The sequence below is a fragment of the Mammaliicoccus sp. J-M40 genome (genome assembly GCF_022386395.1).
Lineage (GTDB): Bacteria > Bacillota > Bacilli > Staphylococcales > Staphylococcaceae > Mammaliicoccus > Mammaliicoccus lentus.
The window spans coordinates 326,521-347,247 of the sequence record NZ_JAJNIQ010000001.1; the positions used below are offsets into that span (position 1 = coordinate 326,521).

The window sequence follows — 20,727 nt, forward strand, 5'->3', positions numbered from 1 at the left end:
CTGAGACAAATAAATTGTCTCAGCCTCTTATTTGTGTAAATAAAGTAGCGAATGTTGCAAGACGAGGTCCACGTGCAACATAACCAATCTACTACTCGCGCTTATTGTTTATGAAGAATAAGAAGAGAGTAGATACTCTAGGCAAACATGTACGAACAAATCGGAGATGTTAGTTATTTTGAGTGAGGATTTATATTCCAAGCTCCTATTTTATTTTATCAGCTATATTTAGCCGTTTTATGCCTTTTCGACTTATATTTGTCACAACTAATGACGATATAAACGTTTTCATAACGTCTTAACACAAACTTTACATTAGGTTTATTTGTAATTAATAAAGTAATTGTAAAGTGAAGATGTAATAAAGATTAAGGGTGTAATTAATAGGAGGATTTGACATGAAAAAATGGCAATTGATTGGAACTACAACTGCATTAAGTTCTGCACTATTATTAGGTGCTTGTGGAGGCGCAGCAGAAAAATCTAGTTCAGGAGAAAGCAAATCTTCTGGAGACGATAAATTAAGTGGTGAAGTTAAAGGTGATGGTTCTTCAACAGTAGCACCTGTAATGGAAAAAATAAATGAAGAATTCTCAAAGGATCAGCCTGATGTGTCAGTATCAATCGGGGTTTCGGGTACTGGTGGAGGATTTGAAAAATTTATCGCTGGTGAAACAGACTTTTCGAATGCATCTCGAGAAATTAAAGATGAAGAAAAAGAGAAACTTAAAAAAGAAAACATAGAATATACAGAATTTAAAGTAGCTCAAGATGGTTTAACAGTAGCAGTTAATAAAGAAAATGATTTTGTAGACGAATTGAGTAAAGATGAACTAGCAAAAATTTATAATGGTGAAGCTAAAACTTGGAAAGATGTAAATTCTAAATTCCCAGATAAAAAAATAAAAGCTTTTTCACCAGACCAATCTCACGGTACTTACGATTTCTTTAGTGAAGAAGTATTAGATGAGAAAGATTTAAAATCAGAAAAAAATGCTGATACAAACGTTATTGTTAAATCAGTGCAAGATAACAAAGATTCAATCGGGTTCTTTGGATATAACTTCTATCAAGAAAATAAAGATTCATTAAAAGCAGTGAAAATTAAAGACGATAAAGATAAAGCAATAGCACCAGAAGAAAAAACAATAAATGATAATTCTTATCCTTTAAGTAGACCATTGTTTGTATACGCTAAAAATAAATCACTAGAAGAAAATGATGCATTCCACGGATTTATGGAATATGTAATTGAACATTCTAAGAAAGCATCTAAAGATGCAGGATATGTTCCACTTAAAGATGAAGAATATGACAAAGATAAAGAAACATTAGAAAAGTTTAAAAAATAATTAAAAATCAATCAAAGCTAAGGGCGTCTTAATGTCGCCCTTTTTCAAAATGAAGGAGTCAATTGTATGAAAGAACAAACTTCTGTTCAAGAATTAATAAAGAAAAATAATAATAATAAAGGAAAAGTATTTGCTGATAAAGCAGTTCCAATTGTATTGCTACTTATTGCCTCTGTTTCAGTACTTACAACTATCGGGATATTATTTACACTTTTAACTGAGACAGTAACTTTCTTTACAAGAGTAAATCCAATGGAATTCCTACTATCAAAAGAATGGGCGCCGTTTTCTTCTGATCATAAATACGGAATTTTCTCTCTAATTCTCGGTACTTTAAAAGTAACTGCAGTTGCAACAGTCTTTGCTGTACCAGTTGGATTAGGAGCAGCACTGTATTTAAGTGAGTATGCATCGGATAAATCAAGAAGAATTATTAAGCCGATTTTAGAAATTTTAGCGGGTATACCAACTATTGTTTATGGTTTCTTTGCTTTAACTTTTGTTACACCATTATTAAGAAGCGTTTTCCCAGAATTAGGAAGCTTTAACTCAATTAGTCCAGGTTTAGTCGTGGGGGTCATGATTATACCAATGATTACAAGTATGAGTGAAGATGCTATGAGTTCAGTACCTGATTCTATTAAAGAGGGTGCATTAGGTTTAGGAGCTACTAAATTTGAACTTGCTACAAAAATAGTGTTTCCTGCAGCGTTATCAGGCATCATTGCTTCAATTGTATTAGCGATTTCTAGAGCAATTGGGGAAACAATGATTGTTTCACTAGCAGCTGGTAGCACACCGGATTCATCATTTAGTTTAATAGGTTCTATACAAACCATGACAGGGTTTATTGTTCAAGTTGCAACTGGTGACGCAACATATGGTTCTGATATTTATTACAGTATATATGCGGTTGGTTTCACATTGTTCTTATTCACATTTATTATGAACATCATTTCTCAGTGGGTAACGAAGCGCTTTAGAGAGGAGTATTAATATGTCGAATACAAATTTAGTAGATCAATCAATAGTTCGCAAAAAATTACCTACTAGGCTAATGAAAAATAAAGTTATTAAAAGTGTATTTTTAATTTGTACACTAATAGGTTTAGTCGTATTAGCTATTTTGTTATTTGATATATTTAGAAAAGGAATGACACATCTTAATGTGGATTTCTTTACTAATTTCTCATCTACGACACCAAGCAGTGCAGGTATTAAAGGTGCGTTAATTGGTACACTTTGGTTAATGATGACGATTGCACCAATATCAATCATTCTTGGAGTAGGAACAGCTATATACATGGTGGAATATGCTAAAGAAAATTGGTTCACAAAATTCATTAGAGTGAACATCTCTAACTTAGCAGGTGTACCATCAGTAGTCTTTGGTTTATTAGGGCTAACAATATTTGTTCGAGGCGCAGGATTTGAGAATTTATCATTAGGGAAATCGGTAATAGCAGCAGCACTAACGATGTCTTTAATGATATTGCCAATTATCATTGTAGCTAGTCAAGAAGCGCTAAAATCAGTGCCTTCGTCTATTAGGGAAGCTTCTTTAGGCTTAGGCAGTACTAAGTGGCAAACAATTAAAAATGTTGTATTGCCAGCTTCTATACCAGGAATATTAACTGGTACCATATTAGCTTTATCGAGAGCGTTAGGAGAAACTGCTCCATTAGTAGTAATCGGTATACCAGCCATATTAATGAAAACACCAAATAGTATATTTGATTCATTCCAGGCCTTACCAATGCAGATATACAACTGGGCTAAACTGCCACAAGCTGAATTTCAATTGGTCTCATCAGCGGCAATTATTGTATTGTTAATCATACTCATAATAATGAACTCAATAGCTATATATATTAGAAATAAATATCAACGTAAACTTTAAATCAAAATGAAGAGGGGTCATAATGATGACAGACGTTAAAATAAGAGAGTTATCTCAAAATGCTACATCAAATGAAAACTTAGAAAATAAAAAGATTATAGAACAAGAAAAAAATATTGTATACAAAACAAACAATTTAGATTTATGGTATGGTGATTTCCATGCTTTAAAAAATATAAATTTAGATATTGCTGAAAATGAAGTTACAGCAATTATAGGACCATCTGGTTGTGGTAAATCAACTTATATCAAAACGTTAAATCGTATGATTGAATTAATTCCAAGTGTAAAAACATCTGGAGAAATTATTTATAGAGATAAAAATATTTTTGATAAGAAATATAGTGTTGAAGAATTAAGAACGAATGTTGGTATGGTGTTCCAAAAGCCAAATCCATTCCCTAAATCAATATATGATAACATAACTTATGGACCTAGAATTCATGGAATTACAGATAAAAAAATTCTCGATGAAATTGTAGAACGTTCTTTAAAAGGCGCTGCAATTTGGGACGAGTGTAAAGATAAATTAGATCAAAATGCTTACAGTTTATCTGGGGGACAACAGCAAAGAATTTGTATTGCACGTTGTTTAGCTATAGAACCTGATGTTATTTTAATGGATGAACCTACATCGGCTTTAGATCCAATATCAACACTTAAAGTTGAAGAGTTAGTACAAGACTTAAAATCAAAATACTCTATCATTATTGTTACACATAACATGCAACAAGCAGCTAGAATTTCTGATAAAACAGCTTTCTTCTTAAATGGATACGTAAATGAATTTGATAACACTGACAAAATCTTTTCTAATCCGGCTGACAAACAAACTGAAGATTACATTTCAGGGAGATTTGGTTAATATGGTTATAAGAGAAAAGTACGAAGGCGAACTGAAAGCACTTATAGAAGATTTATTTGAATTAGGTAAAGAAGTATATAATATGATAGAACAGTCTGTGTCAGTGTTAAGTGATGAAGATAAAAAAAACGCTAGAGCACTTATTGCTTATGATAGTAAAATTAATAAAATGGAATATGATATTAATGAAAAAGTAGTAATGTTAATTACAAAACAACAACCAATGGCTACAGATTTGCGCGTTATGATTTCTGCACTTAAAATTGCTTCTGAACTAGAAAGAATGGCGGACAACTCAACGAACATTGCACAAATTAGGAAGCGTGTTATTATTACTGATTATTTTATTCTTACAAGATTAAAAACAATGGGTAAATTAGCGATGTTAATGTTAAAAGATTTAGAAAATGCAATTCGAAATAAAGATATATTATTAATCAAAGAGATTATTGAAAGAGATACAGATATTGATGATTTGTATAGAGAAATTAGTAATACAACTTATTTAATAGATGATGATCCATTTATTTCGACTCAAGCACATTTAGCTGCAAGGTATTTAGAAAGAATAGGCGACCATATAAAAAATATAAGTGAAAGTTGTTATTACTATATAACAGGTGAACACTATGAATCTATTGAAAAATAATACTGGAATTCTGTAACCATAGATGGTATTATAAAAAGGTCGTATATTAATTGAAATAAGAACAGGAGGGTTCATCATGCGCGTAAACGTAACTTTAGCATGTACTGATTGTGGTGAAAGAAACTACATCTCTAAAAAGAATAAACGTAATAACCCAGAGCGAATCGAAATGAAAAAATATTGTGCTCGCGACGGTAAACACACTCTTCATAGAGAAACTAAATAATAAAACGAATGAAAACACATGGCTATTTTATAGTTATGTGTTTTTTATTTTTATATAAAGAAAATGAATTTATAAGGTGCAACAACTACCTTACCCTGTATTTCTTATGTTATTATTAAAGGTGTCTAACGTGGTTTTAAATAATTTATTTAGGAAGTGTAGAAGACCATGACTACTAAAAAATTACTTAGAAAAAAAGTACTTCAAGAAATGAAAGAACAAACTAAAGCTCAAAAATTAACTTTTGATGAAGATTTATATGAACAATTATTTAAACATGATTATTTTATACAAGCTAAATCTGTAGCAATTGTTTTGAGCATGGATCATGAAGTGAATACGGATCCTATTATCGAAGAATTGCTTAAATTAAATAAAGAAGTTTATGTACCGACGACAAATTACTTAACAAAAGAAATGAAGTTTCAGCGATTATACGATATGAATTCTATATCATTCGATTCAAAAGGAATAAGATTTATTACTAAAGAAACGGAAATAAGTGATGATATCGATTTAATTATTGTACCTGGTGTTGTATTTCGTCATGATGGTTATCGGATTGGTTATGGTGGAGGATATTTTGACAAATATCTTGCGGATTATACTGGTTCAACTTTAAGTTTAGTATATCCAATACAAATTCATGGTTTTGATATAGAAAGTCATGATGTACCAGTACAAGAATTATTATTACCAAGAGAAGTATATGGAGAAAAATAAATGGAAAAATTAAAAAGAATGTGGAAGTCGATTTATTATTTAGTGTACACAGAAGGTTATACAATATTATCAATCGATGAGGATAATGACGAAATTTGGCTGACTCATGAAGCTAAAAAAACAGTTAAACGATTTATACATAAAACACCAACTCATCAAGAAGTGGACTTTGACTTTAAAAAAGTCACAGACCATCTTAGTAATTTAATAGAGTTTATAGGTTTTAGTTTTGAACAGTTAGATGTATTTTATATATCTGATAAAGAGATGGACTTAACAGAGTTTAAGCAAACTAGTCGTCCTAAAATTAAATACTATGTTATTAATGAAATTAAAGATTTTGAGAAAGTAACATCACATGTAGTGACAAAACATCAAATTAAACGTAATAAATTAATGTCTGTTACAACATATAAAAATAAATTATTAAACGCTAGTTTTATAGATAAATTTATGTTGAAATTTTCACCAGTAACATATTTTTTAATCGCAATTAATGTCATTGTATGGTTATCAATAGTTCTAGTGTTTAAGCGAGATTCACAAATTAGCTTAATAGATTATGGAGGACTCGTTCATTTCAATGTGGTGCATGGCGAATGGTATAGATTGTTTACCTCCATGTTTTTACATGCAGACATCACACATTTACTTATGAATATGTTCTCGTTAATCGTATTTGGTAAATTGATAGAAGGAGCCATAGGTTCTATAAAGATGGGGACGATATACTTAATTTCCGGTTTATTCGCTGGCATCGTTTCTTTAAGTATTGATACAACTTCTATTTCGATTGGTGCTAGTGGCGCAATATTCGGGTTAATTGGTGCGTTTATCGTTTATCTATTTACTAAAAGTAATATTAATAAACAATTTGTTTTACAAACATTTATAGGTATTTTGATTATTTCATTATTTACGTTATTCATAAATAATGTTAACCATTTTGCTCATTTAGGTGGATTTATCGGTGGTGCTATCATTATGTATTGCATTCAAAAATGGATGGACAACGATAAGCGTAAATGGTTATATTTCATTGGATTTTTCGTATTAACTATTATTCTCATAATCGTAATTTTTAATAGGCAACAACATTATATTTATGATGAATTAACGAAAGATGCTATGAATCAAGGGAATTTTAATAGCGCTGAAAAGATGATTACACATATAAAAAATAAGCACTTTGAGTCAGATGAAACATATATACTTAGCGGTCTAATTAAAGCTAATGATAAGTCATTAGACGAGGCTATACTAGAATGGGAAAAAGGATTAAAAGCTTTTCCAGACTCAGCAGATTTAAATTATCAACTCGCATTAGGTTATCGTGCAAAAGATGATTACGATAAAGCAGAGAAATTTAATAACAAAGCGATAAAATTAAATGGAAATAATAAAAATTACAGTGCTTTGAAAAAAGAAATCGCAGCATTTAGGAGTTAAAGATGAATAATTTATATGATGTACAACAATTGTTGAAAAAATTTGGTTATATAATATATTTTAAAAATGAAGATGATCAATTAGAAATGATGGAGCAAGAAATTAAAGATTTATACAAATCGATGTTAATTTCGAAGGAAACATTTTTACAAGCAAGATTAATTATAAATCAGAGAAGGATTGAAAATAAATGACATATATACTATCAGCTGATATTGGCGGAACTACTTGTAAATTAGGGATTTTCGATGAAAAATTAGACATAGTTGAAAAATGGGAAATAGCGACTAATAAAGCAGGGGAAGGAATATTAGAGAATATCTCCGATTCTTTCAACGTACATTTAAAAAAACATGATATTACTTTATCAGATGTACTTGGAATGGGAATTGGAGTACCTGGGCCAATAGATTTTGATAATGGCATAGTTCATGGAGCGGTAAATTTAAATTGGACAGGTAAAATTGAAGTTAGAAAAATCATGCAACAATATTTTGATGGCCCAATTTATGTAGATAATGATGCTAATGTAGCTGCTTTAGGAGAGAAGTTTAAAGGTGGAGGACAAAACGAAAGTGATGTTGTTTGCATCACATTAGGAACTGGTGTTGGAGGTGGAATCGTCTCTAACGATGAATTAGTTCATGGACATAATGGTTCGGGAGCTGAAATTGGGCATTTCGTAGTAGATCATGAAAAAAGGTTCCGATGTAATTGTGGTATGAAAGGTTGCTTAGAAACTGTAGCTTCTGCTACTGGTGTTATTAATTTAGTACACCATTATTATTCAAATATGAGTGTTAAATCTAGTATCCACGACTTAATCACAACTAAAAATGTTTCAGCAAAAGATGTTTTTGATGCAGCAAAAATAGGAGACGAGTTTAGTTTATTTATAATTGATAAAGTTGCTAATTATATTGCGTATGCGGCAAGTATTATGAGTGTCATGAGTAACCCTAAATATATTATAATTGGGGGAGGCGTTAGTAAAGCCGGTGATATTTTAATTGAATATATCAAAGAGCATTATGAAAAAATGACGTTTAAGCCTGCTAAAGAAGACACAGAAATTGTTGTTGCGAGTTTAGGTAATGATGCAGGGATTATTGGTGCAGCAGGATTGATTAAAACATATGTAATAGATAAGGAGAATGCATAATGGCAATTGTAGATGTCGTAGTAATTCCAGTCGGGACTAAAGGACCAAGTGTAAGTGAGTATATCGCTGATATTCAATTAATTTTGGAAAAACATAAAGAAGCTGGTAAAATAGATTTTCAATTAACACCAATGAACACATTAATTGAAGGTGACTTAAAAGATTTATTAGAAGTTGTACAAGAGATTCATGAAAGTCCATTTAATAAAGGACTAGATAGAGTTTGTACAAATATTAGGATTGATGATAGAAGAGACAAATCGAGAAAAATGAATGAAAAATTAGATTCAGTACAAAGACATTTAGACAAATAAAAAAAGACGAGTTTTAACTCGTCTTTCTTTAATGACTTAATATTGGATATCCATAAGTGAATATTGTAGCAAGTGAAAAGAAACCAAATGCTACTACTGTAATCGCACCAAAAAGAATGCCTAAAACATTTTTGTTTTTGAATGCTGAAATCAAACCGAATATTCCGAGTATAAATACCGCTAGCATTAACAATGAGAAAATATTAACACCGATATGTATCTTTACTCCGAATAATTCAAATAGTTCCCCTGTGTCGATAAATGGCATTCCATTACCCCCAATACATTTTTCTTTTATTATCATATTAATTGTATAATTAATATTGTGTTTTGTCGAGATACTTTTTACAAGAGGAGGAAAGAAAATGAAAGTCCATAGTTATTCTTTAGGAATAGTTGAAACAAATTGTTATATAATTGAAGGTGAAAGTGAACTATTAGTTATCGATCCAGGTGATAACGGTGAATTTATAAATGAACGTATAAAAAAATTTAATAAAAAATTAGCTGCCATATTATTAACACATGCACACTTTGACCATATTGGTGGAATAGATGCAGTGGTCAACAAGCAGGGCGTTGAAGTTTATGTTCATAACGAAGAAAAATCTTGGTTAACTGACACTGTAAAAAATGGTTCTAAAAAGTTTGAAGCATATCAGTTACCTCAAGTAGTACAAAAAACAATACCAACAGTGATTGATGAAGGACATCATGTTATAGGTGAGTTTGAGTTTGAAGCTCTGCATACACCTGGTCATTCACCAGGCAGTTTAACGTTTGTATTTGATGACTTTGCAATCGTTGGAGATACACTGTTTAAAGGTGGAATAGGTAGAACAGATTTATATAAAGGAGATACTCAAACTTTATTAAATTCTATTGAAGATAAACTTCTATCTTTAAATCCAGATACAACCGTGTTCCCTGGCCATGGTCCAGATACTACAATAGAACAAGAAGAAATGAGCAATCCTTATTTAAATGGTTTTAGTTAAAGCTATAAAAAACACCAATTCGTTGTTTAACGAATTGGTGTTTTTAGGTTGAGATAAACTTCTATTAACCATGATGTCCGAAACTTGGCTCTAGTAAGAATGTTGAATAATATGTAAATCCAACAAAGCATACAACTAAATATAGTGCGAATATATACATATACATTCTTTCTGTTAATTTTAAGTATCCCAACAATACGAAAAATCCTGTTTGAGCTACGAAGAAATAAGCCATCATGTTCATACCGCCAACATAAAACATTGTAGCAAATATAGCAGTCCAGAAGCCTAGAGTTTTAAAAACTTTATCCATCTTCTTATGAACCCCCTCTGTGTTTACTTTCTTAGTCACTTACAATTATAAAGTTACTATGTGTAAAAGTAAATAGGCATTACTACAAAATATAAAGTATATAGTAAGTAAAACAAGGTTTTCATTACGTTTATATATATTAGGAGGCGATTATGGAAACTTTATTTAAGACAATTATCAAAGATGCTATTATTTTGAAAGCAACTGACATTCATTTTATTCCAGTGAAAGAAGATCGGGTCAAAGTTCAGTTGAGGATAAGTGGTGAGAATACGATTTATGATTGTGATATTAATAATGCTTTATATAACCGTTTATTAATTTATATGAAGTTTATTGCTCATCTAGATGTAAGCGAAAGGAATAAAGCTCAAAGTGGTCAATATATATTTGATGATATATATAAATATTATTTAAGAATATCCACTTTACCTTTAAGTCTAGGAATTGAGTCTTGCACAATTAGGTTAACGCCTAAATATTTCGAAGAATATATTGACCATAATATTGATGACAATTATAAAATGATTAAAGAAGAAATGTTTAATTCCGAAGGCTTATTTTTGTTCACAGGACCAACCGGTTCGGGTAAATCGACGATTATGTACCAATTTTTATATGACTTACAACAAATTAAAGATAAACATATTATTACGATTGAAGACCCAGTTGAACAAGTTTTAGATGGTGTAGTACAAGTTTCTGTAAATGAAAAAGCAAACATAAATTATCATAATTCCTTTAAAGCCATTTTAAGATGTGATCCAGATGTTGTCATGATAGGAGAAATTAGAGATGAAGAAACAGCCAAGCAAGTTATACAAGCAAGTTTAAGTGGTCATTTAATATTATCTACAATGCATGCGAAAGATAATTTAGGGGCTATTTATAGACTTTTAGAACTTGGAATATCTAAAGAGCAAATAAAACAAGGTATCGCATGTATAGCCAATCAAAGACTTTTAAATGACCAATTAGGAAATAGATATAGACAAATGACTTATATATTTAGTCATGAAATTAATCTATATTTAGAAAATAAATCATGATGAAGAAAGGCAATATATTAAAGAAAGACCAAATACTATTTTTAACACGCTTATCAGATATGTTAAAGCAAGGTTTCACATTAATGGAATCAGTACAATTACTAACTGATCAATTTTCGCAATTATCAAGGTTACGTATTAAGGAAAAGCTTATTGAAATAGTAAAAAATACTGGTCAACTTCATGAAGTTGTTTCATTTTTAAATTATCCTCAAGTTATTATCACTCAAATTTATTTTGGTGAACAATATGGTAATATGATTGATTCTATAGATCACTCAATTTTGTATTTAAAAAAGATAGAACAAGTGAAACAAAAATTTATAAAAACGATTCAATATCCAACACTTTTATTTTTTATATTTTTCATGTTATTAACCGCAGTTAATCACACGATTATCCCTCAATTCAATGAAATTTATCAATCAATGAACATAAATGTCTCTACCTCATTAAAAGTATTATCTACAATATTTTCTTACTTACCAACTTCGTTATTAATTATATTTTTAATCGCAATACTCACATTGTTATTAGGTTATTTTTTCTATATAGGTATAGAAGCATCAAAGAAAATCTACTTTTTTAATAAAATTCCTATTTTGAATCAATATATTTCGATGTATCGCTCATATAGATTATCTAGAGACTTTTCATTTTTTATTCAAAATGGCATACCGCTTCATAAAATAATTGAAATTTATATTATGCAGACTAAAGACGATGTATTAAAATATATCGGATTATTTATTCAACAATCGATGAAATCAGGAGACTCCTTACCTCAAGCGATTAATAACTTGAATTGTTTTGATAGTACTCTGATTCAATATATTACACATGGAGAACATAAATCTAAATTAGACTTAGAATTATATTATTTTAGTGTATATATGCTTGAGAAATTAGAAAAATCTATTATCAAACATTTAAAGTGGGTACAACCCATCGTCTTTGGAACTTTGGCATTCCTAATCGTCACATTATATTTAATTATTATTTTACCAATGCTACAAATGGTTGATGGCATTAAATGAAAGGATGAAATAAATGAAAAATATAAAGTTTTTAAAAAAAGAAGAAGGCTTCACGTTGATTGAGATGTTAATCGTATTATTAATTATAAGTATTTTACTTATAATTATAATCCCTAACATAAGCAAGCAATCTGAAACTGTGAAAAGTACTGGTTGTCAGGCACAAGTTAAAATGGTTGCTGGCCAAGTAGAAGCATATACATTAAAACACGATGCTAAGCCAAATTCAATTAATGATTTAGTAAGTGATGGGTTCATAAAAGAGAATCAATTGACTTGTAAATCTGGTCAGAACATTGTTTTAAATAACGGAGAAGTAGTAGCTCAATAATGAATAATAAAGGCTTCACGTTAATAGAAATGGTAATTGTGTTGAGTATTCTAAGTATTATTGTTCTCATAACAATACACATTTCAATTAATTCTGTAGATAAATTTGGTTTAACAAGTGGCATTAATGATTTTGAAACAAAATTAGAATATTTAGAAACCAAATCTTTATCAACTAAACAACCTATACTTGTATGGTTTAAACCAAATTCAACCAAAATACAATATCAAATTAATAACGGAAATATACATTCAATTAATCTATATAAAGGAAAAATATCTAAAGATAATAAATTCACTACATTAGTTTACGATGGAGAAGGTAATATCAATCAATTTGGAATATTAAAACTAGAGTTTAATAATAAACGTTATCTTGTCATATTTCGTATTGAAAAAGGGAGGTATAGAATTGTTGAAGAAAAATAATGGTTATGTATTTATAGATTTAATGTTATCTATATTTATTATCGTATTGTTAGGAGGCACTTTATTACCGATAGTTCATACATTAAATAAACATATACAAAGTGAACAGAAACAAATTAAGCTTTATCAAATTCTATATCAATCAGTACAATCCAAACAAATAAAGTACGATACTACTAAAATAAAATTAAGTCATTTGAATGACAAAATATGCTTGGAAGACGTGTATAGTTATGAAAAAGTTTGTGTTCAGAAATAACAAAGGGTTTACGATGTTAGAAATGTTATTATCTTTATCATTTTTAATGATTATATTAGCGTTAATACCATTCTTAATTCAAAGTATATATGCTCTGAAAGAAAATGCTTTTAATCATAGTGAATATGAATTAATAATGTTTAGAAAAGATATTATAGAAGAGAGCAAAGAGGCTGAAATCAAACTTAATCAGGTTCATAATAAAATAATTTTTACTCATAAACACTCGAGTTCTGAGTATACCTTATTAAATTCTAAAATTTATAAAAGTATAAATGGCAGAGGAAATATAACTTTATTAAATAAAGTTAAATCTTTTAAAATCAATAAAAACGATAATGGTAATATACAGATTGACTTAGAAATCATTAAGGGGAGAATCACAATTCGTGAAACGATATTTATTTAAAAACAATGGATTTATTTTACCATTTCTTCTTAGTATATTATTTGTCTATTCTGCTTTTTTATCATTTTATCTCGTTCAATATAGTTATAAAATAAAAATCTATAATCATCTAGAAGAATACTACAAAAACGAAATAAAAATTATTTTAAATAAATGATTTATAGTCTTTTTATTTTCTGAATAATGAGATAGAATAAAGTTTAAGTTGGAATATAGCAACTAAGGAGTCGATATAATGTCAGTAGTATTAATAGGATTTATGGGCGTAGGTAAAACTTCAATCGGTAATTATTTAGGTGAACATTATGACAAACCTTTAGTTGATATCGATACTTATATCGTTGAAACAACTAAACTATCAATTCCAGAAATTTTTGCTAAGTATGGAGAATCACATTTTCGAGATTTGGAAAAAAAATCACTGGAAGAATGGATTGATAAAGACGTTATTATTTCAACTGGTGGTGGTATTATTGAGTCTGAGGCATCAAGAAATGTTATGAAAGGTAATCCTCATAACATTTGGTTAAAATGCGATGTTGATACAGTTTATGAGAGAATTAATCATGACCCAAACAGACCAAATGCTAATGGAAAATCACTAGAAGATTTAAAAAGCTTGTATTCAAAACGAGAATCAAGTTATAATGATATCGCATTCATACATATTGATGCAGATAGACCTAAAGAAGTAGTTGTTACAGAGATTATTAATTCTCTGGACAAAGATATATTTGCGAATGATCAAAGTTAGAGAGAATGAATGAATAATTCATCGCCGAAGGAGCAAGCCATGTTAGTGTGAATCTCTCAGGCAAAAGGATAACTTTGTGACGCATTCCTGAAGAGTACTTCAACAGGGTAGCTTAAGCTACCCTGTTTTTTTATTATACATAACAAGAAGGGAAGAAAAATAATGGCTAATGAATTAAAAAAGACACCGTTATATCAAACGTATCTTGATCAAGGTGCAAAAGTGATTGATTTTTCAGGTTGGGCTTTACCAGTCCAATTTACAAGTATTAAGGAAGAACATAATGCAGTAAGAAATGAAGTCGGTATTTTTGATGTTAGTCACATGGGAGAAATTTTAGTAACTGGGGAAGAAGCGTCTAATTTTGTACAATATGCACTTACAAATGACATTACAAAACTTAACGATTCTAAAGCTCAATATACAGCCCTTTGTACTGAAGAAGGCGGTATTATTGATGACTTAGTGATTTATAAACTGAAGGATTCTGTATATTTATTAGTTGTTAACGCTGGTAATACTGATAAAGATTACGAATGGTTGAAAGAAATAAAAGGATTTAACGCAAAAGTAGAAAATAAATCATCAGATTATGGTCAATTAGCGATTCAAGGACCTAAAGCTAGATCAATTGTTCAAAAACTAGTAGACGTTGATATTAGTGAAATGAAAATGTTTGAATTCAAACAAAATGTAACGATATTTGGTAAAGAAGTTATACTTTCTCAATCAGGCTATACAGGTGAAGATGGTTTTGAAGTATATTGTCATTCTGAAGATACGAAATTAATTTGGGATGGTTTTATAAAAGAAGGTGTAACACCATGTGGTCTTGGTGCACGTGACACTTTAAGATTAGAAGCGGGTCTACCATTACATGGACAAGATTTATCTGAAGATATTACACCATATGAAGCCGGGATAGGTTTTGCTGTAAAGCCATTGATTGAAGATGACTTTATCGGAAAAAAAGTTTTAAAAGAGCAAAAAGAAAATGGTGCTGACAGAAAATCAATTGGAATTGAAATGATTGATAAAGGTATACCAAGAACTGATTATGAAATTTTAGATACTGATGGTAATGAAATAGGTTATGTAACATCAGGTACTCAATCACCTTCTACAGGTAAATCAATTGCTATGGGCTTAATTAAAAAAGAAGAGTTTGAATTGGATAAAGAACTACTTATTCAAGTAAGAAAAAGACAAGTTAAAGCTAAAATTGTTAAAAAATCATCATTTAAATCATAGGAGTGAAAAAAATGGGTCATCGTTATATTCCTTTAACAGAGAAGGATAAATCAGAAATGTTAGATGTAATTGGTATTAAATCAGTAGATGAATTATTTACTGACATCCCTGAGTCAGTTAGGTTTAATCAACCTTTAAATATTAAAGAAAAGAAATCAGAAACAGCTTTATTAAGGGAACTGTCTCAACTAGCTAATAAAAATATTACGAGTGAAACACATGCTTCATTTTTAGGAGCAGGGGTATACGATCATTATATTCCTACGGTTGTTGACCATGTAATTTCTAGATCGGAATTTTACACTGCATATACACCATACCAACCAGAAATTTCTCAAGGCGAGTTACAAGCGATTTTTGAGTTCCAAACATTAATCTGCGAACTTACAGGTATGGATGTTGCAAACTCATCAATGTATGATGGCGGGACAGCATTTGCAGAAGCAGCTGTATTAGCAGCTGGTCATACAAAAAAGAAAAAAGTTATTGTTTCTAAATCTGTACATTATCAATCTATTGAAGTACTTAAAACATATACGAAAGCTCAAGATATTGATGTTGTAGAAATAGATTTAGATGGCACTGTTACGGATTTAGAGAAATTAGAAGCTGCAATAGATGATGATACAGCAGCAGTTTGTGTTCAGTATCCAAACTTCTTTGGTTCTTTAGAAGATTTAGAAAAAATCCAAACATTAATTGAAGACAAAAAAGCTTTATTTATTGTTTCTAGTAACCCATTAGCTTTAGGTTTAATTACGCCTCCTGGAGATTTTGGTGCAGATATTGTAGTCGGTGATGCACAAGTATTTGGTATTCCAGCTCAATATGGAGGACCTCATTGTGGTTACTTTGCTTCAACTAAAAAATTAATGCGTAAATTACCAGGTAGATTAGTTGGACAAACTCAAGATGATGACGGGAACAGAGGTTTTGTATTAACATTACAAGCCCGCGAGCAACATATTAGAAGAGATAAAGCAACTTCTAATATATGTTCAAACCAAGCATTGAACGCATTAGCAGCTTCAGTATGTATGAGTGCATTAGGCAAAAATGGTGTCTATGAAATGGCTGAAATGAACATGGAAAACACGTATTATATGAAAAATAAATTAAAAGAAAATGGTTTTGAAGTTTTAGAAGGCATTTCATTTAATGAATTTGTTGTTAAATTTAGCCAGCCTATTGCAGAAATTAATGAAAAACTATTGCAAGATGGCTTTATTGGTGGTTTTGATTTAGGATTTGTAGATGACAATTTAAAAAATCATATGTTAATTGCTGTAACTGAACTAAGAACGAAAGATGAAATAGATACATTTATTGAAAAAGTAGGTGAATATAATGCGTAAACCATCAAGTGAATTAATTTTTGAAAGATCAAGAGAAGACAGATTTGCATATTCATTACCTGAAAAAGAAGTAGACAATCAAAACATAAAAGAAATTTTAGGGGATAAATTCACTAGAAAACAAAAAGCCGAGTTACCTGAAGTTAGTGAATTGGATTTAATGAGACATTATACTGAGCTATCTAATAAAAACCATGGGGTTGATACAGGTTTTTACCCACTTGGTTCATGTACGATGAAATATAATCCTAAAGTTAATGAAAAAGTAGCAAGAATGTCTGGGTTTGCAAATGCTCATCCACTTCAAGATGAAGCAACTGTTCAAGGTTCTTTAGAAATCATTTATGATTTACAAGAACACTTAAAAGAAATTACAGGAATGGATGAAGTAACATTACAACCAGCAGCAGGTGCACATGGTGAATGGACTGCATTATTAATGATTAAAGCTTATCATGAAGCAAACGGTGACTATAATAGAACGAAGGTTATCGTACCAGATTCTGCTCATGGCACGAACCCAGCTTCTGCAAAAGTCGCAGGTTTTGATACTGTCACTGTAAAATCTAATGATAAAGGATTAGTCGATATAGAAGATTTGAAAAAGGTTGTAGGTGATGATACTGCAGCTATTATGTTAACGAACCCGAATACTTTAGGTTTATTCGAAGAAGATATACTTGAAATAAGAGAAATTGTTCATAAAGCAGGCGGTAAACTTTATTATGATGGCGCAAATTTAAACGCAATTATGAGTAAAGTACGTCCGGGAGATATGGGATTCGATGCTGTTCATTTAAACTTACACAAAACGTTTACTGGTCCTCATGGAGGTGGCGGTCCTGGTTCAGGTCCGGTTGGAGTCAAATCTGATTTAATTCCATATTTACCAAAACCAACTGTTATTAAAGAGAATGATGTATATAAATTTGAACATGATATGCCAAATTCTATTGGTCGAGTAAAACCATTCTTCGGCAACTTTGGTATATATTTACGTGCTTATACTTATATTAGAACTATGGGGCCTGATGGTCTAAAAGCAGTATCTGAAGCAGCAGTATTAAATGCTAATTACATGTTGAGAAGATTACAAGATCATTTTGATACACCATATACGCAACATTGTAAACACGAATTTGTAATTAGTGGTTCAAGACAGAAAAAGCTTGGTGTAAGAACTTTAGATATGGCAAAACGTTTGCTTGATTTCAATTTCCATCCACCTACAATTTACTTCCCGATAAATGTTGAGGAATGTATGATGATTGAACCAACAGAAACAGAATCAAAAGAAACACTAGATGCATTCTGTGATACATTAATTCAAATTTCAAAAGAAGTTGAAGAAGATCCTGAATTGGTATTAGATGCACCGCATACAACTGTTATTGGTAGACTAGATGAAACTCAAGCAGCTAGAAAACCAGTATTAAAATTCGAACTTTTAAAAGAAGAAAAAGTATAATGATAAAATAAAAATAGCAGTGATGAATTCCAAAAAAAACGGAATTTTTCACTGCTATTTTTTAAATATTAAAGTTTTTAATCTGGACGTTTTTAATCTATTTAGATTTAACTTTTCCTGTCCATTTTTTATATCCGCCTTTTAACATGTAAAGATCTGTGTAACCTTTTTTCTTCATCATTTTTGCGGCTCTATAACTTGCTACGCCATTGGCATCACAAAAGTATATAGGTTGATCTTTACGTAACCCTTGATATCTTGTGCGGAAAACACTCATTGGTATGTTTCTAGCACCAACGATATGACCATAGTCAAAATCGGCTTTTTCCCTTAAGTCTATGACTTGCGCCTTTCTTAATCCTTTGTGAAACTCATTTTGATCTAATTCTGTGACTGCGCGCTTATTTAAAGTGTAGTTTATTGCCATATAAATGATAATCAAAACTAGGACGATGAGCGCGATGTACCAATAATTCATGGTCTAATTCCTCCCAATTTAACTCTATAACTACTATTATAAGATTTATTGTGAGATTTATCAAAATATATTTGCTAAAATAATAAAGTATATAGAATTTATCGAATAGGAGTTTTTATTGTGAAAGAAACTTGGCATTTTGTAAATACAAAATCTAGCAATCCGTTTTATAATATGGCTGTTGATGAAGCGCTTATGAATTTTGTAAGCAGGGAGGAAATTGATCCTGTAATAAGGTTTTATACTTGGAATCCAGCAACTTTATCAATCGGTTATTTTCAAAAACTCACTAAAGAAATAGATATTGAAAAGGTTAAAGAAAAAGGATTTGGTTTAGTAAGACGCGCAACAGGCGGCAGAGGTGTCTTACATGACAAAGAATTAACTTATAGTGTTATCGTACCAGAGTCGCATCCAAACATGCCTCAGACTGTAACTGAAGCATATAGAGTTATATCTGAAGGGTTGCTCGAAGGTTTTAAAGCATTAGGCTTTGAAGCTTACTTTTCGGTTCCGAAATCTAAAGAAGCAAGAGAAAAGTTAAAAAGTCCAAGAAGCTCAGTTTGTTTTGATGCACCGAGTTGGTATGAACTTGTAGTTGAAGGTAGAAAGATAGCTGGCAGCGCCCAAACTAGACAAAAAGGTGTTATCTTACAACATGGTTCAATTCTTCAAGATATTAATGTAGATGAATTGTTCGATATGTTTACATATAGAAATGATAGATTAAAAGAAAAAATGAAAGCTGCATTTATGGATAAAGCAATCGCTATAAATGATATTTCAGATCGTCACATTACATTAGAAGAAATGGAAACAGCATTCTATGAAGGTTTTAAAAAAGGACTAAATATTGAATTTAAACCATTAGAATTCACAGAATCTCAAAAAGAAGAAATAAAACACTTAGAAGATAAATATCGATCAGAAGAATGGACTTATAGAAAATAAAACAAAAAATCCCAATCCGAAGTAAAAAATCAACGGATTGGGATTTTAATATTGAGAAGGGAATTTATCTCCCGATTTCATATTTATCTATTTTTTCTTTTGTTTTTACGAACTGCTTTTTTGTATTTTCTTTGATCGGGTGTTAAGAAGAAGAAATAATAAATTAAATAAATGATAATACCAAATATGATTAATGAAATAACCATTCTAATGAATCCCATAATAAAGAAATCAAGATTCATAATTAATCCAAACAATGCAATTATTATAATTAAATAAAACAAAAACTTTTTCATAAAATCTCACCTTAGTTTATTAGTCTATTTAATATATCATATTTCAGATAATACCTCACTTAATTTGACCTATTTCATCCTTCAAACCATTTAATTTATTAATAGATTCTTCTATTTTCTTTTTATCTTTTTTCTCATAAGCGTCTTTTAAATCTTTGAAAACATTTTCTATATTTTTAGATAGACTTTCCAAATTTTCATGTAAATTTTTAAAATCTTTTGGAATGGTTTTGCCTTTCATCTCATTTTTATACTCATTTGAAATTGTCTTTTGATTCGTATATATATTTTCTATTTTATTTTTAATATTTTCGTCTCCAAGTTTTTTCTTAATATCATCATTTATTTTATTATATTCAGATATGTTCGATCTTGTTTCATTTATAAATTGAGTAGAAGAACGTAAATATGTAATAGAAAATTGTGATGTTACTTGGCTTTCTTTGTTTTTAATAGAATTTTCTAATGTTTTTTCCTTTTGTTTATATGTTTGATTTTTATCTTCTAGATTCGTAATTTCTTGTTTAGCTTTTCTATTTTCTTTTTTTAATTTTGATTTCTTTTGTTCTAATTGATCTATTTTATCATTACCACATGCTGATAATATGATTGTACTCGTCATTAATATTGTTATTATTTTTTTCATATTTTTTAACTCCCAATGTTTTACTCTGAAAAATTTAAACTATGTATGATATTATTTTAATGTA

General features: G+C 30.0%; 28 protein-coding genes and 1 riboswitch. Of the genes, 23 read left to right on the plus strand and 5 right to left on the minus strand.

Annotated elements, in window-relative coordinates; translation table 11 throughout:
• The first annotated feature begins 398 nt into the window (after positions 1 to 398).
• The 11 genes from LQ688_RS01730 to LQ688_RS01780 all read left to right on the plus strand — a co-directional run bounded on the left by LQ688_RS01730 (position 399) and on the right by LQ688_RS01780 (position 8,640).
• Positions 399 to 1,352, plus strand: a complete 954-nt coding sequence (locus tag LQ688_RS01730) for a PstS family phosphate ABC transporter substrate-binding protein (RefSeq protein WP_017000221.1) — start codon at positions 399 to 401, stop codon at positions 1,350 to 1,352.
• A 66-nt stretch (positions 1,353 to 1,418) separates the two neighbouring features.
• Positions 1,419 to 2,348 carry a phosphate ABC transporter permease subunit PstC gene (gene pstC, locus LQ688_RS01735; RefSeq protein WP_239752568.1) on the plus strand — a complete coding sequence of 310 codons (930 nt, stop codon included), beginning with the start codon at positions 1,419 to 1,421 and terminating at the stop codon, positions 2,346 to 2,348.
• A 1-nt stretch (position 2,349) separates the two neighbouring features.
• Positions 2,350 to 3,252: a phosphate ABC transporter permease PstA gene (pstA, locus tag LQ688_RS01740; RefSeq protein WP_064211047.1), complete on the plus strand. Its 903-nt coding sequence runs from the start codon at positions 2,350 to 2,352 to the stop codon at positions 3,250 to 3,252.
• Between the two features lie 22 nt (positions 3,253 to 3,274).
• Positions 3,275 to 4,117, plus strand: coding sequence for a phosphate ABC transporter ATP-binding protein PstB (gene pstB / locus LQ688_RS01745; RefSeq protein ID WP_017000224.1), 843 nt, complete (start codon positions 3,275 to 3,277; stop codon positions 4,115 to 4,117).
• A 1-nt stretch (position 4,118) separates the two neighbouring features.
• A complete protein-coding gene (gene phoU / locus LQ688_RS01750; protein ID WP_064211048.1) occupies positions 4,119 to 4,766 on the plus strand; it encodes a phosphate signaling complex protein PhoU in 648 nt (215 codons plus the stop codon).
• Between the two features lie 76 nt (positions 4,767 to 4,842).
• Complete coding sequence (gene rpmG, locus LQ688_RS01755; protein ID WP_016911879.1) at positions 4,843 to 4,992, plus strand: 50S ribosomal protein L33; 150 nt, start codon at positions 4,843 to 4,845, stop codon at positions 4,990 to 4,992.
• A gap of 168 nt (positions 4,993 to 5,160) precedes the next feature.
• Positions 5,161 to 5,715, plus strand: a complete 555-nt coding sequence (locus tag LQ688_RS01760; RefSeq protein ID WP_064204534.1) for a 5-formyltetrahydrofolate cyclo-ligase — start codon at positions 5,161 to 5,163, stop codon at positions 5,713 to 5,715.
• Positions 5,716 to 7,164: a rhomboid family intramembrane serine protease gene (locus LQ688_RS01765; RefSeq protein ID WP_135020316.1), complete on the plus strand. Its 1,449-nt coding sequence runs from the start codon at positions 5,716 to 5,718 to the stop codon at positions 7,162 to 7,164.
• A 2-nt stretch (positions 7,165 to 7,166) separates the two neighbouring features.
• On the plus strand, positions 7,167 to 7,358 hold the full coding sequence (locus tag LQ688_RS01770; protein WP_017000229.1) for a YqgQ family protein: 192 nt from the start codon (positions 7,167 to 7,169) through the stop codon (positions 7,356 to 7,358).
• Positions 7,355 to 8,326 (plus strand): ROK family glucokinase, encoded by a 972-nt coding sequence (locus LQ688_RS01775; RefSeq protein ID WP_017000230.1) that lies wholly within the window; start codon positions 7,355 to 7,357, stop codon positions 8,324 to 8,326. Before LQ688_RS01770 ends, LQ688_RS01775 begins: the two co-directional genes overlap by 4 nt.
• Positions 8,326 to 8,640, plus strand: a complete 315-nt coding sequence (locus LQ688_RS01780) for an MTH1187 family thiamine-binding protein (protein ID WP_218729395.1) — start codon at positions 8,326 to 8,328, stop codon at positions 8,638 to 8,640. The genes LQ688_RS01775 and LQ688_RS01780 overlap by 1 nt, the downstream gene beginning before the upstream one ends.
• Before the next feature lie 28 nt (positions 8,641 to 8,668).
• On the opposite strand, the gene LQ688_RS01785 is transcribed toward LQ688_RS01780, so the two are convergent.
• Positions 8,669 to 8,908 (minus strand): DUF2759 domain-containing protein, encoded by a 240-nt coding sequence (locus tag LQ688_RS01785; protein ID WP_017000232.1) that lies wholly within the window; start codon positions 8,906 to 8,908, stop codon positions 8,669 to 8,671.
• Positions 8,909 to 9,005: 97 nt separating this feature from the next.
• On the opposite strand from LQ688_RS01785, the gene LQ688_RS01790 reads away from it, so the two are divergent.
• Positions 9,006 to 9,638: an MBL fold metallo-hydrolase gene (locus LQ688_RS01790; protein WP_017000233.1), complete on the plus strand. Its 633-nt coding sequence runs from the start codon at positions 9,006 to 9,008 to the stop codon at positions 9,636 to 9,638.
• A 64-nt stretch (positions 9,639 to 9,702) separates the two neighbouring features.
• Here the strand turns inward: LQ688_RS01790 and LQ688_RS01795 are convergent, their stop codons facing one another.
• Positions 9,703 to 9,951, minus strand: coding sequence for a DUF2626 family protein (locus tag LQ688_RS01795; RefSeq protein WP_017000234.1), 249 nt, complete (start codon positions 9,949 to 9,951; stop codon positions 9,703 to 9,705).
• Between the two features lie 152 nt (positions 9,952 to 10,103).
• Between LQ688_RS01795 and comGA the strand changes: the two genes are divergently transcribed.
• From comGA to gcvPB, 10 genes are all read left to right on the plus strand, one after another.
• The gene (gene comGA / locus LQ688_RS01800; RefSeq protein WP_239752569.1) at positions 10,104 to 11,000 is read left to right on the plus strand and encodes a competence type IV pilus ATPase ComGA; all 897 of its coding nucleotides are present in this window, start codon (positions 10,104 to 10,106) and stop codon (positions 10,998 to 11,000) included.
• Complete coding sequence (gene comGB, locus LQ688_RS01805; protein WP_239752570.1) at positions 10,997 to 12,037, plus strand: competence type IV pilus assembly protein ComGB; 1,041 nt, start codon at positions 10,997 to 10,999, stop codon at positions 12,035 to 12,037. The genes comGA and comGB overlap by 4 nt, the downstream gene beginning before the upstream one ends.
• Positions 12,038 to 12,050: 13 nt before the next feature.
• On the plus strand, positions 12,051 to 12,368 hold the full coding sequence (comGC, locus tag LQ688_RS01810) for a competence type IV pilus major pilin ComGC (protein ID WP_064211051.1): 318 nt from the start codon (positions 12,051 to 12,053) through the stop codon (positions 12,366 to 12,368).
• Positions 12,368 to 12,796 (plus strand): competence type IV pilus minor pilin ComGD, encoded by a 429-nt coding sequence (gene comGD, locus LQ688_RS01815; RefSeq protein ID WP_239752571.1) that lies wholly within the window; start codon positions 12,368 to 12,370, stop codon positions 12,794 to 12,796. The genes comGC and comGD overlap by 1 nt, the downstream gene beginning before the upstream one ends.
• Positions 12,780 to 13,055 carry a competence type IV pilus minor pilin ComGE gene (comGE, locus tag LQ688_RS01820; RefSeq protein ID WP_064211053.1) on the plus strand — a complete coding sequence of 92 codons (276 nt, stop codon included), beginning with the start codon at positions 12,780 to 12,782 and terminating at the stop codon, positions 13,053 to 13,055. Before comGD ends, comGE begins: the two co-directional genes overlap by 17 nt.
• A 13-nt stretch (positions 13,056 to 13,068) precedes the next feature.
• Positions 13,069 to 13,464: a competence type IV pilus minor pilin ComGF gene (gene comGF, locus LQ688_RS01825; RefSeq protein WP_237687866.1), complete on the plus strand. Its 396-nt coding sequence runs from the start codon at positions 13,069 to 13,071 to the stop codon at positions 13,462 to 13,464.
• Positions 13,465 to 13,699: 235 nt separating this feature from the next.
• A complete protein-coding gene (locus LQ688_RS01830; RefSeq protein WP_064205405.1) occupies positions 13,700 to 14,218 on the plus strand; it encodes a shikimate kinase in 519 nt (172 codons plus the stop codon).
• A riboswitch (glycine riboswitch) is annotated at positions 14,205 to 14,300 on the plus strand. Its footprint overlaps the gene before it by 14 nt.
• Before the next feature lie 80 nt (positions 14,301 to 14,380).
• Positions 14,381 to 15,469 (plus strand): glycine cleavage system aminomethyltransferase GcvT, encoded by a 1,089-nt coding sequence (gene gcvT, locus LQ688_RS01835; protein WP_239752572.1) that lies wholly within the window; start codon positions 14,381 to 14,383, stop codon positions 15,467 to 15,469.
• Between the two features lie 11 nt (positions 15,470 to 15,480).
• Complete coding sequence (gene gcvPA / locus LQ688_RS01840; RefSeq protein WP_064205406.1) at positions 15,481 to 16,824, plus strand: aminomethyl-transferring glycine dehydrogenase subunit GcvPA; 1,344 nt, start codon at positions 15,481 to 15,483, stop codon at positions 16,822 to 16,824.
• Positions 16,817 to 18,292, plus strand: coding sequence for an aminomethyl-transferring glycine dehydrogenase subunit GcvPB (gcvPB, locus tag LQ688_RS01845; protein WP_017000246.1), 1,476 nt, complete (start codon positions 16,817 to 16,819; stop codon positions 18,290 to 18,292). The genes gcvPA and gcvPB overlap by 8 nt, the downstream gene beginning before the upstream one ends.
• Positions 18,293 to 18,389: 97 nt before the next feature.
• Here gcvPB and LQ688_RS01850 read toward each other — a convergent pair whose 3' ends face one another.
• Positions 18,390 to 18,770, minus strand: coding sequence for a rhodanese-like domain-containing protein (locus LQ688_RS01850; protein WP_064205408.1), 381 nt, complete (start codon positions 18,768 to 18,770; stop codon positions 18,390 to 18,392).
• A 120-nt stretch (positions 18,771 to 18,890) separates the two neighbouring features.
• Here LQ688_RS01850 and LQ688_RS01855 point away from each other — a divergent pair, with 120 nt between their 5' ends.
• Entirely contained in the window at positions 18,891 to 19,721 is an 831-nt protein-coding gene (locus tag LQ688_RS01855; RefSeq protein WP_064205409.1) for a lipoate--protein ligase family protein, read from the plus strand.
• An 83-nt stretch (positions 19,722 to 19,804) separates the two neighbouring features.
• Here LQ688_RS01855 and LQ688_RS01860 read toward each other — a convergent pair whose 3' ends face one another.
• Together LQ688_RS01860 and LQ688_RS01865 are read right to left on the minus strand one after the other, a co-directional pair.
• Entirely contained in the window at positions 19,805 to 20,017 is a 213-nt protein-coding gene (locus tag LQ688_RS01860) for an SA1362 family protein (RefSeq protein ID WP_017000249.1), read from the minus strand.
• Positions 20,018 to 20,072: 55 nt separating this feature from the next.
• Complete coding sequence (locus LQ688_RS01865; protein ID WP_017000250.1) at positions 20,073 to 20,663, minus strand: hypothetical protein; 591 nt, start codon at positions 20,661 to 20,663, stop codon at positions 20,073 to 20,075.
• Positions 20,664 to 20,727: the final 64 nt, after the last annotated feature.